The organism is Streptomyces sp. NPDC007863, from assembly GCF_040633895.1.
Classification (GTDB): Bacteria; Actinomycetota; Actinomycetes; order Streptomycetales; family Streptomycetaceae; genus Streptomyces.
Window position 1 is genome coordinate 66,645 of sequence record NZ_JBEYEI010000008.1, and the last position, 13,395, is coordinate 80,039.

At 70.1% G+C, this 13,395-nt stretch carries 11 protein-coding genes and 1 riboswitch; of the genes, 6 read left to right on the plus strand and 5 right to left on the minus strand.

Going from position 1 to position 13,395, the window contains the following annotated elements; translation table 11 throughout:
* Positions 1-81: 81 nt before the first annotated feature.
* Both ABZ621_RS14665 and ABZ621_RS14670 read left to right on the plus strand, forming a co-directional pair.
* A complete protein-coding gene (locus ABZ621_RS14665) occupies positions 82-846 on the plus strand; it encodes a helix-turn-helix domain-containing protein (protein ID WP_360604274.1) in 765 nt (254 codons plus the stop codon).
* A 138-nt stretch (positions 847-984) separates the two neighbouring features.
* Positions 985-1,425 (plus strand): SsgA family sporulation/cell division regulator, encoded by a 441-nt coding sequence (locus ABZ621_RS14670; protein WP_360604671.1) that lies wholly within the window; start codon positions 985-987, stop codon positions 1,423-1,425.
* 165 nt (positions 1,426-1,590) lie between these two features.
* Here ABZ621_RS14670 and ABZ621_RS14675 read toward each other — a convergent pair whose 3' ends face one another.
* Complete coding sequence (locus ABZ621_RS14675; protein ID WP_360604276.1) at positions 1,591-3,006, minus strand: YibE/F family protein; 1,416 nt, start codon at positions 3,004-3,006, stop codon at positions 1,591-1,593.
* Positions 3,007-3,044: 38 nt separating this feature from the next.
* Positions 3,045-3,181: riboswitch (TPP riboswitch) on the plus strand.
* Here ABZ621_RS14675 and thiC point away from each other — a divergent pair.
* On the plus strand, positions 3,176-4,951 hold the full coding sequence (gene thiC / locus ABZ621_RS14680; protein ID WP_360604278.1) for a phosphomethylpyrimidine synthase ThiC: 1,776 nt from the start codon (positions 3,176-3,178) through the stop codon (positions 4,949-4,951). (Overlaps the previous riboswitch by 6 nt.)
* A gap of 63 nt (positions 4,952-5,014) precedes the next feature.
* Here the strand turns inward: thiC and ABZ621_RS14685 are convergent, their stop codons facing one another.
* The 3 genes from ABZ621_RS14685 to ABZ621_RS14695 all read right to left on the minus strand — a co-directional run bounded on the left by ABZ621_RS14685 (position 5,015) and on the right by ABZ621_RS14695 (position 8,737).
* A complete protein-coding gene (locus ABZ621_RS14685) occupies positions 5,015-5,656 on the minus strand; it encodes a hypothetical protein (protein ID WP_360604280.1) in 642 nt (213 codons plus the stop codon).
* Between the two features lie 161 nt (positions 5,657-5,817).
* Positions 5,818-7,191, minus strand: a complete 1,374-nt coding sequence (locus tag ABZ621_RS14690) for a metallophosphoesterase (protein WP_360604673.1) — start codon at positions 7,189-7,191, stop codon at positions 5,818-5,820.
* A 439-nt stretch (positions 7,192-7,630) separates the two neighbouring features.
* Complete coding sequence (locus ABZ621_RS14695; protein ID WP_360604282.1) at positions 7,631-8,737, minus strand: LacI family DNA-binding transcriptional regulator; 1,107 nt, start codon at positions 8,735-8,737, stop codon at positions 7,631-7,633.
* 393 nt (positions 8,738-9,130) lie between these two features.
* Between ABZ621_RS14695 and hisC the strand changes: the two genes are divergently transcribed.
* Positions 9,131-10,228: a histidinol-phosphate transaminase gene (gene hisC / locus ABZ621_RS14700; RefSeq protein ID WP_360604284.1), complete on the plus strand. Its 1,098-nt coding sequence runs from the start codon at positions 9,131-9,133 to the stop codon at positions 10,226-10,228.
* Between the two features lie 49 nt (positions 10,229-10,277).
* Here hisC and ABZ621_RS14705 read toward each other — a convergent pair whose 3' ends face one another.
* Positions 10,278-10,652, minus strand: coding sequence for a cyclophilin-like fold protein (locus ABZ621_RS14705; RefSeq protein ID WP_169094032.1), 375 nt, complete (start codon positions 10,650-10,652; stop codon positions 10,278-10,280).
* Positions 10,653-10,854: 202 nt separating this feature from the next.
* On the opposite strand from ABZ621_RS14705, the gene ABZ621_RS14710 reads away from it, so the two are divergent.
* Together ABZ621_RS14710 and cydB are read left to right on the plus strand one after the other, a co-directional pair.
* Positions 10,855-12,372 carry a cytochrome ubiquinol oxidase subunit I gene (locus ABZ621_RS14710; protein ID WP_360604286.1) on the plus strand — a complete coding sequence of 506 codons (1,518 nt, stop codon included), beginning with the start codon at positions 10,855-10,857 and terminating at the stop codon, positions 12,370-12,372.
* A gap of 18 nt (positions 12,373-12,390) precedes the next feature.
* Entirely contained in the window at positions 12,391-13,392 is a 1,002-nt protein-coding gene (gene cydB, locus ABZ621_RS14715; RefSeq protein ID WP_360604288.1) for a cytochrome d ubiquinol oxidase subunit II, read from the plus strand.
* Positions 13,393-13,395 lie beyond the last annotated feature (3 nt).

The window sequence follows — 13,395 nt, forward strand, 5'->3', positions numbered from 1 at the left end:
CAGGCCCGGCGGGTGCGCGGGGGCGGCCCCCGCGAACGGATGCAGCGCATCCGTTGTCACGCCTGGGGGTGACCTTTGGCCATGGCCACGCAGACAGCTGCGCCGACCCTGATCGGCTCGGTGCAGCGGGCGCTGAGACTTCTGGAGGCCGTGGCCTCCCACGCGGACGGTGCCCCCGCCAAGCAGCTCGCCCGGGAGACCAATCTCCCGCTGCCCACGACGTACCACCTTCTCCGCACCCTGACGCACGAGGGCTATCTGCTCCGCGACAAGGGTGCGTTCTATCTCGGCGAGGCAGCCGCCAGGTTGGCCGGCGGCGGGGCTGTGCAGAATCGTCGCATCAAGATCGAGGACTCCCTTGCCCACTGGCGGGACGAGATCGGTGTACCCGTCTATTTCGCGATCTACCGCGACGGCGAGATCGAGCTGATCTCCGTGGCGGACACCCCCAACTCCCCCGCGGTGGAGGAGTGGGCCGACTTCCGGGAGACCGGACACGCCCATGCGATCGGCCAGTGTCTGCTCAGCCAACTCGATCTGAAATCTCGTCAAGACCACCTTGACCGGCACCCCGTGGAAGCCATCACTCCGTACACGGTGCGTAATCGGCGGATGCTTTTGGAGCGTTTGGGCGGTTTGGGGCGAATGGAGCCCCTGGTGGAGCGTCAGGAATATGCGCTCGGCACGGTTTGCGCCGCCATCCCCATCACGGTGGGCAACACGGCGGCCACTCTGGCCATTTCTCTACCGCTTCACCAGGAAGAACGGTTGCTCCCAGCAGTCGAGCGGCTACAGACGGAGATCGGAAACCTCTTCAGTTCGCTCGCCTTCTCTATCAGTATCTGAAAAATCACTCCTTGTGATCCGCTAGCGCGTACAGCACGATTGCGTCAAGAGGGCCACGGGGGATCATTCCTGGCCGTTTCGGTCACAGCTTTCAGCAGCTGTGTTTACACAACTGCTCCATCTACTGCGGGGTACATGATGCGAGAGTCGGTTCAGGCCGAGGTCCTGATGAGCTTCCTCGTCTCCGAGGAGCTCTCCTTCAAGATCCCAGTCGAACTGCGATACGAGACCCGGGATCCCTACGCGGTGCGGATGACCTTCCACCTCCCCGGAGACGCGCCCGTGACCTGGGCGTTCGGCAGAGAGCTGCTGCTCGACGGGATCAACCGCCCCAGCGGCGACGGCGACGTCCACATCGCCCCGACCGACCCCGAGGGCCTGTCGGACGTCTCCATCCGGCTCCAGGTGGGCGGTGACCGCGCCCTCTTCCGTGCCAGCGCCCCGCCGCTGGTCGCCTTCCTCGACCGCACGGACAAGCTGGTGCCGCTCGGTCAGGAACAGGCGCTGGGCGACTTCGAGGACAGTCTGGAGGCCGCGCTCGGCAAGATCCTCGCCGAGGAGAGCGCCGGTCCCGCCTGACGGACACCACTCCGTACGTCCGACGCCGGCGCCCCTCCCGTACGCCCGACGCCGGGACCCCTCCCGTACCGCCGACGCCGGTCACCCCTCCCGTACGACCGCCGCAGGCGCCCCGCTCCGCCCGGCCGCCGCCGCGGCCCGCCCCGTACGGCCGCCGCGCACGCGTCACTTCGCGCGGCGCCGCCGTCCGCCGCGGCCCGCCGCCCGGCCGCCGGCCTCCGCCGCCGAGGGACGGTCGGCCGAGACCACGAGCGCCGCGAGTGCCGTCGTGACCGGCACCGAGGCGACCAGACCGATCGAGCCGACCAGCGTCCGGACGATCTCCTCCGCCACCAGCTCGCTGTTGGCCACCGTCCCCATGCTGCTCTCCGCGATGGTGAAGAGCAGGAGCAGCGGGAGTGAGGCGCCGGCGTAGGCCAGGACCAGCGTGTTCACCACCGAGGCGATGTGGTCGCGGCCGATCCGGATCCCGGCCCGGTACAGGGCGCGCGGTCCCATGTCCGGATCGGCCTGGTGCAGTTCCCAGACGGCCGAGGTCTGGGTGACGGTGACATCGTCCAGGACACCGAGCGAACCGATGATCACACCGGCGAGCAGCAGGCCGGACATGTCGATCTCCGGGTAGAGGCCGTGGATCAGCCCGGTGTAGTCGTCGGTGTTGCCGCTGAGCGAGGCCCAGCCGATGAAGAAGGAGCCGAGCAGGCCGATCAGGAGCAGCGAGATCAGCGTGCCCAGGACCGCGACCGAGGTCCGGGCCGAGAGGCCGTGGCACATGTAGAGGGCGAGCAGCATGATCGCGCTCGACCCGACCACCGCCACGATCAGCGGGTTCGACCCCTCCAGGATCGCGGGCAGGATGAAGAGGGTGAGCACCAGGAAGCTCGCCGCGAGCGCGATCAGCGCCATGACGCCCCGCATGCGGCCGACGAGCACGACGGCGAGCGCGAAGATGCCGGCGAGGACCGCCATCGGCACCTTCCGGTTCACGTCCGTCACCGAGTACTGCAGGTCCTTCGGGGCGTCGGGGGCGTAGGCGACCACCACGCCCTGGCCTTCCTCCAGTTGGCGCGGGGCGTCCGGCTGGACGATCTCGGTGAACTGCCGCCCCTTGTCCGGACCGCTGGTGACCTCGATCGTCGCCTTCTCGCACTGCCCCTGCTGCGCGTTGACCGCCTCGCGGCCCTGCGGAGTGGAGGTGTCGCCGGTGGGCGGCACCTGCGCGGCGTTCACGTCCTTGCAGTCCACCTGCTCGACCGCCACGACCTTGCCCTGCTCGGTCTGCCGGTCGAAGCCGACGCCGGTCCGCTCGTGCGCCGGAGTGCCACCGGGCCAGAGCACCACGAGGCCGACGACCACGGCGGTGGCGAAGGGGATGAGGACGGCCGCGATGACTCTTCGCAGATGGCGCGAGACGGGCGCGGCGGGCCCGTGGCTGTGGCTGTGCCCATGGCCGGAACCGTGGTCCGGACCGGGCCGGCCGAAACCGTGCCCGTGCTCGTGGCCGTGCTCGTGGCCGTGCGGATCGGGGGACTGCTGGGGGGGAGTCACCGACCGATCATCGCAAGAACGGTGGGGGCCCACTGTTCAGCACGCCCGGGAGGGCGCTAGCCTCGTGACACCTTTGCACACGCGGGAGCTCGGAGCACCGGGCTGAGAGGGCGCTGATCACCGTACGCACACGTACGGGAGGAGGCTGCGCCGACCGCCGAACCTGTTACCGGGTAATGCCGGCGTAGGGAGATTCGGTCACATGACCCTTCAGGATGCACGCACGCCTGCTTCCAGCCAGGACGAGCGCACGCCGGGCTGGCACAAGGGATACGTCGAGGGCTCCCGCCCCGACCTCCGGGTGCCCGTCCGCCAGGTGCACCTCACCAACGGCAAGGACGTGACGCTGTACGACACGTCCGGCCCGTACACCGACCCCGCCGTCGACACCGACGTGCGCCGGGGCCTGCTCCCGCTCCGCGAGAACTGGATCATCGCGCGCGGCGACACCGAGGAGTACCCGGGCCGCCCGGTCCGCCCCGAGGACGACGGCATCAAGCACACCTCGCCGCGCGGCGGCGGGCTCAAGAACCTCGACGCGGTCTTCCCCGGCCGTCCGCGGCTGCCCCGCCGGGGCCGCGACGGGCAGGCCGTGACCCAGCTCGCGTACGCCCGCCGGGGCGAGATCACCCCGGAGATGGAGTACGTGGCGATCCGGGAGAACGTCTCCCCCGAGGTCGTCCGCGAGGAGATCGCGGCGGGCCGCGCGGTGCTTCCGGCCAACGTCAACCACCCGGAGATCGAGCCGATGATCATCGGCAAGCGGTTCCTGGTGAAGGTCAACGCCAACATCGGCAACTCCGCCGTCACCTCCTCCATCGAGGAGGAGGTGGAGAAGATGACCTGGGCGACCCGCTGGGGCGCCGACACGGTCATGGACCTGTCCACCGGCCGCAACATCCACACCACCCGCGAGTGGGTGCTGCGCAACTCCCCCGTGCCGATCGGCACCGTGCCGCTCTACCAGGCCCTGGAGAAGGTCGACGGCAAGGCCGAGGAACTGACCTGGGAGATCTACAAGGACACGGTCATCGAGCAGGCCGAGCAGGGCGTGGACTACATGACCGTGCACGCCGGCGTACTCCTGCCGTACGTGCCGCTCACCGCGCGCCGCAAGACCGGCATCGTCTCGCGCGGCGGCTCGATCATGGCCGCCTGGTGCCTCGCGCACCACAAGGAGAACTTCCTCTACACGAACTTCGAGGAGCTCTGCGAGATCCTCGCGGCGTACGACGTCACGTACTCGCTCGGCGACGGTCTGCGCCCCGGCTCGATCGCGGACGCCAACGACGACGCCCAGTTCGCGGAGCTGCGCACGCTCGGCGAGCTGAACACGATCGCCAAGCGCCACAACGTGCAGACGATGATCGAGGGCCCGGGCCACGTCCCGATGCACAAGATCAAGGAGAACATCGACCTCCAGCAGGAGATCTGCGAGGAGGCGCCGTTCTACACGCTCGGCCCGCTGACCACGGACGTCGCGCCCGCCTACGACCACATCACCTCCGGCATCGGCGCGGCGATGATCGCCTGGTGGGGCACCGCGATGCTCTGCTACGTGACGCCCAAGGAGCACCTGGGCCTGCCGAACCGCGACGACGTGAAGACCGGTGTCATCACGTACAAGATCGCGGCACACGCGGCGGACCTGGCCAAGGGGCACCCGGGCGCGCAGGAGTGGGACGACGCGCTCTCCGACGCGCGCTTCGAGTTCCGCTGGGAGGACCAGTTCAACCTGGCCCTCGACCCGGACACCGCCCGTGAGTTCCACGACGAGACGCTGCCGGCGGAGCCCGCGAAGACCGCCCACTTCTGCTCGATGTGCGGTCCGAAGTTCTGCTCGATGAAGATCTCCCAGGACATCCGCCGTGAGCACGGCGGTGACCTGAAGAAGGACGAGATCGAGGCCGGCATGGCCGAGAAGTCGGCGGAGTTCGCCGCCTCCGGCAACCGCGTCTACCTGCCGATGGCGGAGTAGCGACCGGCCGTACGAGACCCACCCCGGCCCGCGGTCCACGGGGGGATCGCGGGCCGGGGTGCGTCACGGGGGCGGGGGCCCCGCGTCCCGGCCGGGGTCGGTGGCCGTGGCCGTGAGGGCGGCCTGGAGGAAGGGGACGACGCCGCGCTCCAGGAGGGCGTGGCGCCAGGCGGCGCGGGCCCGGGCGAGTTCGTCGTCGGGGGCGCCGGTCTCGGCGGGGCTGTTGCGGAGGGCGGTCAGGAGGAGCCCGGCGCCCGCGCAGAGCAGTCCGGCGGCGGCGAGGGCGCCGAAGACCAGGCCGGCGGTGAGCAGTGTGGTGCCGAGGGCGGCGTCCGGGGCGAGCCAGCGGACCACGGCGCCGACCAGGAGGAAGATCGCGGCGGCGGCGCCGGCGAGGACCGGGACGAGGACGATGAGGACCGCGACGGCGCCCGGGGACTCGTCGGGGGCGGGGGTCCGGGGGCGGTTGGAGGCGGCACGGTCCGCTTCGCGGACCTTGGTGAAGTGCTCGTACTCGCTCGCCGCCGCGGCGGTGATCAGCGCTGTCGCGTTCAGGGCCATCGCGCGCAGCTGACCGATGGTCAGCCGGGTGCCCGCTCCGGCGAGTTCCGGCCGTTCCGGAGCGGTGCGCAGTGCGTCGTCGAGGACCCGCTCGTACTCGGCGCGGTCCTCGGTCAGCAGGTGCGGAGCCACGTTCATGTGCATCCCCCGATGCTCGATGGGCCGGGACCGGCCGTGCGGAACGGCGGTCCGGGCGGAAGCGGAGGAGAGCCTGCCTAACTGGGGAGACCGATGGTAGGGCCGTGACCGTGCGCGCTGACAGGGGGTTTCCGGAATTCGCCCGCTCCGGATGCACAGGGTGGGGGTCAGTCCCCCAGCGGGAGTTGGACCACCAGCAGCTTTCCGGCCATGGTGACACCGCCGTCCATGGCGATGGCGAGACCGTCGGCGTAGACGTGCGGGCCGTCGACGACCGGGCGGGACTCCTCCTCGCCGTCCTCCGTGCCGACCTGGCCGAGGAGGTACGGGATCGGGCTGTGGCCGTGCACGATCCGGGAGCCGCCGTAGGTGCCGAGCAGCTCCTGGACGGCCTGCGGGCCGCCCTCGTCGCGGAAGGCGAAGCGCTTGGTGAACTTCCGGAAGAGGTCCCAGACCTCGTCGGCGTCGTTGCGCGTGAGGACCTCGTGGACCGTGTCGTTGACGTCCTCGATCGTCTGGCCGTATTCGAGGTACGCGGTGGTGTCCGAGTGCAGCAGGAGGTGGTCGTCCTCGCGGACGACGGCGTCGAGCCGGGACATCCACTGGAGGTGGACGTCCTGGAGGCGGTCCATGTCGTGCTTCTGGCCGCCGTTGAGCAGCCAGGCGGCCTGGAAGGTGGCGGTGCCGGCCCCGGAGTTGACGGGAGTGTCGCCGAAGCGCTTGGCGCCGATGAGGAGCAGCTCGTGGTTGCCCATGAGCGCCTTGCAGTAGCCGCCGGCGGCGGCCGCCTCGGCGGAGAGCCGCATGACGAGGTCGATGACGCCGATGCCGTCGGGTCCGCGGTCGGTGAAGTCGCCGAGGAACCAGAGCCGGGCGTTGCCCGCGGCCCAGCCGCCGTTCTCGTCCACGAGGCCCTGGGCGCGGAGGGCGGCGACGAGCTCGTCGAGGTAGCCGTGGACGTCGCCGACGACGTAGAGCGGCCCGGGGCCGTCGCCGGTGGGCACGGGCGCGGGAGCGGCGGCCGGGGCGACGGGGACCTGGAGGGTGTCGCCGCGCTGGATGACCGGGAGGTCGCGCTCGGTGGGCGTGTACCCGTCCGGGAAGTCGTCGGGGAAGCCGTCCGCACCGGGGTGGGCGGAGGCGGCGACGGGTGCGGCGGCCGAGGCGGCGGCCAGGGGATGGGCGGCACCGGCGGGCGCGCCCGGGACCGGAGGCTCGGGGTACGCGACCGGTTCGGGGCGTACGGGGGCCTCGGCGTAGGCGGCGGGTTCGGGGCGCGCAGCGGCCTCGGGGTACGCGGGTGCCTCGGGGTACGAGGGGGCCTTGGGCCCTGCCGGGGGTTCCGGGAACGCGACCGGCTCGGGGTACGCGGCCGGGCGGGTGCCCAGGTGGAGCGTGGGGTCGGCGGGCGGGGCCGGCGGCTCGCCCGCGTGGCCCTGCACGGGCACCCGGGCGTACGGGGGTACGCGGAAGTCACGCAATGTCGCCGTGCGTTCCACGGGATCCTGCCCGGCCCCCTGAGTCATCGACCCCTCCACCACCGTCGCGATGCCCTGCACATCGCGGACCGGCCTGGTCGGGGGGTCCGCGGTGTCGTGCGCCCATCATAGGAATGAGGGTCCGCCTGTGTGACGCACCAGGGGTGGTGAATCCGGGTTCGCTCCGGGTTCACCGGTTGTTTCGCCCGAATTGAGAAGGTCCAGTCCAGGGTCGGGTCCGGTGGGGTGCCCGGTTTCGCCGTCTCCGCCCACGGGCAGGGACGGGACGGCGCTCGTTCTCGGGGTCGTGCTGCGTCGTGCCGGGGCGGGCTCGCCTCGTGCTGCGCGTCGCCCCCGGGGTGGTGCTCGGTCGTACTCGGGTGATGCTCGGTCACTCGGGTGGTGCTCGGTTACTCGGATGGTGCGGGGGCGTTCGTCCGGCCGCTCTTTCGGCGCGGCCGGAGTCCGGAGGGTGACGTCGGTCGTCCGGGCCTGTGGCCCGTCAGTCCTTCGCGGGTGAGCGCGGCGGGCTCACCGTCGTCCGCGGCGACCGGCGCTGCGAGGAGGTGCGGACGATCAGCTCGGTCGGTATCACCTGTTCGAGCGGACCGTCGCCCTCGATCCCTTCGATGGCGTCGATGAGGAGCTGGACGACGGCGGTGCCGATGCGCCGCGGTTTGAGCGAGAGCGTCGTGATGGGCGGTTCGGTGGTGGCGTAGACGGTGGACTCGCTGCAGCACACGATCAGCAGGTCGTCCGGGACGCGCAGCCCGTAGCGGCGGGCGGCGGCGAGGAGGTCGGTGCCGTTGGGGTCGAAGAGGCCGTAGACGGCGTCGGGACGGTCGGGGCGGGCGAGCAGCCGGTCGGCCGCGACGGCGCCCGCGCACGGGTCGTGCGCCGGGTAGGCCTCGTAGACGGGGTCCTGTCCGACCCGCTCGCACCAGTTGAGGTACGCGGTGGTGGAGAGGCGGGTGTAGGTGTCGGTGGTGGTGCCGGTGAGGAGGCCGATCCGGCGTGCGCCGGCGTCGGCGAGGTGGTCGAGGAGGGCGAGGACGGCGGCCTCGTGGTCGTTGTCGACCCAGGCGGTCACCGGGAGCGTGCCGGCGGGGCGTCCGTCGGAGACGACGGGGAGGCCCTGGCGGACGAGCTCGGTGACGACCGGGTCGTGGTCGGAGGGGTCGATGACGACGGTGCCGTCGAGGGCGACGTTCGACCAGACGTCATGGCGTGATGTCGCGGGGAGGATGACGAGGGCGTAGCCGCGGGCGAGCGCGGCCGACGTGGCGGCCCTGGCCATCTCCGCGAAGTAGGCGAACTCCGTGAAGGTGAAAGGTTCATCCCCGTATGTCGTCACGGTCAGGCCGATGAGTCCCGACTTGCCGGTGCGGAGCGTGCGGGCCGCCGCGGAGGGGCGGTAGCCCAGCCGGTCGGCGACCTCGCGGACGTGCCTGCGGGTGGCGTCCGGGAGTCGGCCCTTGCCGTTGAGCGCGTCGGAGACAGTCGTGATGGAGACCCCGGCGGCGGCGGCCACGTCCCGGATGCCTGCCCGGCCCTGCCGGTTTCCCCGGGTCTGTGCCCGGCTCACCTGGTGCTTCCCTGCTGCTGTCATGGCGAGCCGATAGTAGGGCGATGTGGGGTGGGCGGGACGGTCGCATATGCAGGCATTGACAGGCACGTTTCTGCATGGTCGAGCAGGCTCAAATAGAAGAGAATCCAAGGTAGTTGGGGGTTTCTTCATGCGACTTGATGTTGTCCGGCGGGATGGGCCTGGTGTGGGGGCCAGGTCTCGAAGAGGTCTCAACTCACCTCTACGGGGGACGCGCGCCACGGCGCTCGCCACCGGCGCGCGCCACCCGTGCGCGCGCCCCCTCGCTCGGGGCGGACGGGCGGAGGGGGTTTTCCACAGCGTTGCAGGGCTGTTGTCCACAGCCCATTCGCAGCGGGCCGGAATCCTCATAAAGTGAGAAGCATTGGCGGTACGGACGGTCGAGGAGGCCACACTGTGAGCGAGACCAGCGGGACGAGCGCGTCCACCCCTAAGCTCCGCGCCGAGCTGGACGGCGTCCCCACCTACAAGCCGGGCAAGCCGGCCGCGGCGGGCGGCCCGGTCGCCTTCAAGCTGTCCTCGAACGAGAACCCCTACCCGCCGCTGCCGGGTGTGATGGAGAGCGCGCTGGCCGCCGCCGCGAGCTTCAACCGGTACCCGGACATGGCCTGCACCGCCCTGTCCGCCGAGCTGGCCGACCGCTTCGGCGTCCCGGTCTCCCACATCGCCACCGGCACCGGCTCGGTCGGCGTCGCCCAGTCGCTGCTCCAGGCGACCTCGGGCCCCGGCGACGAGGTGATCTACGCCTGGCGCTCCTTCGAGGCCTACCCGATCATCACGCAGATCAGCGGGGCCACCTCGGTGCAGGTGCCGCTGAAGGACGACGAGACGCACGACCTCGACGCGATGGCCGCGGCGATCACCGACCGCACCCGGCTGATCTTCGTCTGCAACCCCAACAACCCCACGGGCACCGCGGTGCGCCGCGCGGAGCTGGAGCGCTTCCTGGACCGGGTGCCCTCCGACGTCCTGGTCGTGATCGACGAGGCGTACAAGGAGTTCGTCCGCGACGCCGACATCCCGGACGGCGTCGAGCTCTACCGCGACCGGCCGAACGTGGCGGTGCTGCGCACCTTCTCCAAGGCGTACGGCCTGGCGGGGCTGCGGGTCGGCTTCGCGATCGCCCACGAGCCGGTGGCGGCGGCGCTGCGCAAGACGGCGGTGCCGTTCGGCGTGAGCCAGCTGGCGCAGGACGCGGCGGTGGCATCGCTGCGTGCCGAGGACGAACTGCTCGGCCGGGTCGGCTCGCTGGTGGCGGAGCGCGAGCGGGTCCGCGCGGGGCTCGTGGCCCAGGGCTGGACGGTGCCGGACGCCCAGGCGAACTTCGTCTGGCTGCGGCTCGGCGAGCGGACCATGGAGTTCGCGGCGGAGTGCGAGCGGCACGGTGTGGTGGTGCGGCCGTTCGCGGGGGAGGGCGTGCGCGTCACGATCGGCGAGACCGAGGCGAACGACCTGTTCCTCAAGGTGACGGAGGGCTTCCGCCAGGGAGCCTGACGGCTCGGGCAGATGCCTCCGGGAGCCTGACGGCCCGGGGGCGTGCCGCTCAGGCGAGTTCCACGCGGATCGGGTCGCCGTCACGGACGGTGGCCAGGATCCGCGGGTCCTCGTCGAGCGAGCCCAGCAGATTGCACGGGCTCGCCAGCCGGCACTCCTCGCCCCGTGAGATCGGGGTCGGCCCGTAGGGGAGGGCGAGGGCGTCGCCGTCGGTCCAGAAGGCCACCGTGCCGGGGTCGACGACCTGGCGCGCCCCCTCCTCGCGCGGCACCGAGACCGGAGTGTCGAAGTAGACCTCCTCGCCCCAGGTGCGGGCGGTGGAGACGATCGGCAGAGCCCCCAGGAGCGCCGTGCTCGTGGGGGTCTCGTCGAGGGTGGCCGTGGTGTGACCGGCCGGCCAACTGAGGCGTATCCGAAGGGTCATGGGCCGAATTCAACAATATGTTGAAGGCCTTGGGAAGGTGTGACCTTCGGTACAGCCCCCCACCCTCCAGTACGGATTTCGGATGAGTCATAATGCTTGTGAATGTGAACGCGTTCACAAGCGTGTCCCGTTCGTCCCGTAACAGGGGGGATCAAAGGGGCAAACTGCCGATGTGACCACGGCGATGTAAGGAGAAGACGACGTGGACCTCGCTTTGGCGCCGGAGACTTTGGCGCGCTGGCAGTTCGGCATCACCACCGTCTACCACTTTCTCTTCGTCCCGCTGACGATCTCGCTCGCCGCGCTCACCGCGGGGCTCCAGACCGCCTGGGTGCGGAGCGGGAAGGAGAAGTACCTCCGGGCGACCAAGTTCTGGGGGAAGCTCTTCCTCATCAACATCGCGATGGGTGTCGTCACCGGCATCGTGCAGGAGTTCCAGTTCGGCATGAACTGGTCGGACTACTCCCGCTTCGTCGGTGACATCTTCGGCGCCCCGCTGGCCTTCGAGGCGCTCATCGCCTTCTTCTTCGAGTCCACGTTCATCGGCCTGTGGATCTTCGGCTGGGACAAGCTGCCGAAGAAGATCCACCTCGCCTGCATCTGGATGGTGTCGATCGGCACGATCCTCTCCGCGTACTTCATCCTGGCCGCCAACTCCTGGATGCAGCACCCGGTCGGCTACCGCATCAACGAGGACCGGGGCCAGGGCGCCCGCGCCGAGCTCACGGACTTCTGGGCGGTGCTCACCCAGAACACCGCCCTCACCCAGTTCTTCCACACCATGACGGCCGCCTTCCTCGTCGGTGGCGCCTTCATGGTCGGCATCTCCGCCTTCCACCTGATGCGCAAGCGGCACGTCCCGGTGATGCGGACCTCGCTGCGGCTCGGCCTGATCACGCTGATCATCGCCGGCCTGGGCACCGCCATCAGCGGTGACATGCTCGGCAAGGTCATGTTCAAGCAGCAGCCGATGAAGATGGCCGCCGCCGAGGCGCTGTGGGACGGCGAGGCGCCCGCGCCCTTCTCGATCTTCGCGATCGGCGACGTGGACAAGGGCCACAACGAGGTCGCCATCGAGATCCCCGGGATACTGTCCTACCTCGCCAACGGCGACTTCCACTCGTACGTCCCCGGCATCAACGACGTCAACAAGGCCGAGCAGGAGAGGTTCGGGCCCGGCGACTACCGGCCCAACATCCCCGTCGCCTACTGGGGCTTCCGCTGGATGATCGGCTTCGGCATGGCGTCGCTCGCCATCGGCGTCGTCGGGCTCTGGCTGACCCGCAAGAAGTTCCTGATCGCCCCCGGCCTGCGGACCGGTGAGGACGAAGTGCCGAACCTCGTCCTCTTCGGGAACAAGGCGCTCAGCCCGAAGATCGGCAAGTGGTACTGGGTCGTGGCCCTCTGGACCATGCTCTTCCCGCTGATCGCCAACTCCTGGGGTTGGATCTTTACCGAGATGGGCCGCCAGCCCTGGGTGGTCTACGGCGTCATGAAGACCAGCTCGGCCGTCTCCCCCGGGGTCTCCCAGGGAGAGGTGCTCACCTCGATGATCGTCTTCACCACGCTCTACGCGGTCCTCGCCGTCATCGAGGTCAAGCTCATGGTGAAGTACGTGAAGGCCGGCCCGCCCGAGCTCACCGAGGACGACCTCAACCCGCCCACCAAGATCGGCGGGGACACCCGTGACCCCGACCGGCCCATGGCCTTCTCGTACTGAGGCTCAGGAGATCGAGGCATGGAACTCCACGACGTCTGGTTCGTACTCATCGCCGTCCTCTGGACCGGCTACTTCTTCCTGGAGGGTTTCGACTTCGGGGTCGGCATCCTCACCAAGCTGCTCGCCCGGAACCGGCCCGAGAAGCGGGTCCTGATCAACACCATCGGACCCGTCTGGGACGGCAACGAGGTGTGGCTGCTGACCGCGGGCGGCGCGACCTTCGCCGCCTTCCCCGAGTGGTACGCGACCCTCTTCTCCGGCTTCTACCTGCCGCTGCTGATCATCCTGGTCTGCCTCATCATCCGCGGCGTCGCCTTCGAGTACCGGGCCAAGCGGCCCGAGGAGAACTGGCAGCGCAACTGGGAGCAGGCGATCTTCTGGACCTCGCTGATCCCCGCGATCCTGTGGGGCGTCGCCTTCGGCAACATCGTCCACGGCGTGAAGATCGACGGGAACATGGAGTACGTCGGCACCTTCTGGGACCTGCTCAACCCGTACGCGCTCCTCGGCGGACTGGTGACGCTCACCCTTTTCACCTTCCACGGCACGGTCTTCGTGGCCCTGAAGACGGTCGGCGACATCCGGGTTCGCGCCCGGACGCTCGCCCTCCGGCTGGGGCTGGTCACGGCGGTCCTCGCGGTCGCCTTCCTGCTCTGGACCCAGGTCGACTCGGGTGACGCCTGGAGCCTCGCGGCGATGCTCGTCGCGGCGGTCTCGCTGGTCGGCGCGATCGGCGCCATCAAGGCGGGGCGCGAGGGCTGGTCGTTCGCGCTCTCGGGGGTGACGATCGCCGCCGCGGTCGCGATGCTGTTCCTGGCGCTCTTCCCGAACGTCATGCCGTCCTCGCTCGACCCCGCGTGGAGCCTGACGGTCACGAACGCGTCGTCGAGCCCGTACACGCTCAAGATCATGACCTGGTGCGCGGCCATCGCCACGCCGCTGGTCCTGCTCTACCAGGGTTGGACCTACTGGGTCTTCCGCAAGCGGATCGGCACCCAGCACATCGCCGACGCCCACTAGGGC

Excerpts from the sequence above, each read along its gene's own strand:
- ABZ621_RS14705 (WP_169094032.1), bottom strand. The coding sequence starts at position 10,652 with ATGACCCTTCGGATACGCCTCAGTTGGCCGGCCGGTCACACCACGGCC.
- thiC (WP_360604278.1), top strand. The coding sequence starts at position 3,176 with ATGACCCTTCAGGATGCACGCACGCCTGCTTCCAGCCAGGACGAGCGC.
- ABZ621_RS14695 (WP_360604282.1), bottom strand. The coding sequence starts at position 8,737 with ATGACAGCAGCAGGGAAGCACCAGGTGAGCCGGGCACAGACCCGGGGA.
- ABZ621_RS14670 (WP_360604671.1), top strand. The coding sequence starts at position 985 with ATGCGAGAGTCGGTTCAGGCCGAGGTCCTGATGAGCTTCCTCGTCTCC.
- ABZ621_RS14685 (WP_360604280.1), bottom strand. The coding sequence starts at position 5,656 with ATGCACATGAACGTGGCTCCGCACCTGCTGACCGAGGACCGCGCCGAG.
- cydB (WP_360604288.1), top strand. The coding sequence starts at position 12,391 with ATGGAACTCCACGACGTCTGGTTCGTACTCATCGCCGTCCTCTGGACC.
- ABZ621_RS14665 (WP_360604274.1), top strand. The coding sequence starts at position 82 with ATGGCCACGCAGACAGCTGCGCCGACCCTGATCGGCTCGGTGCAGCGG.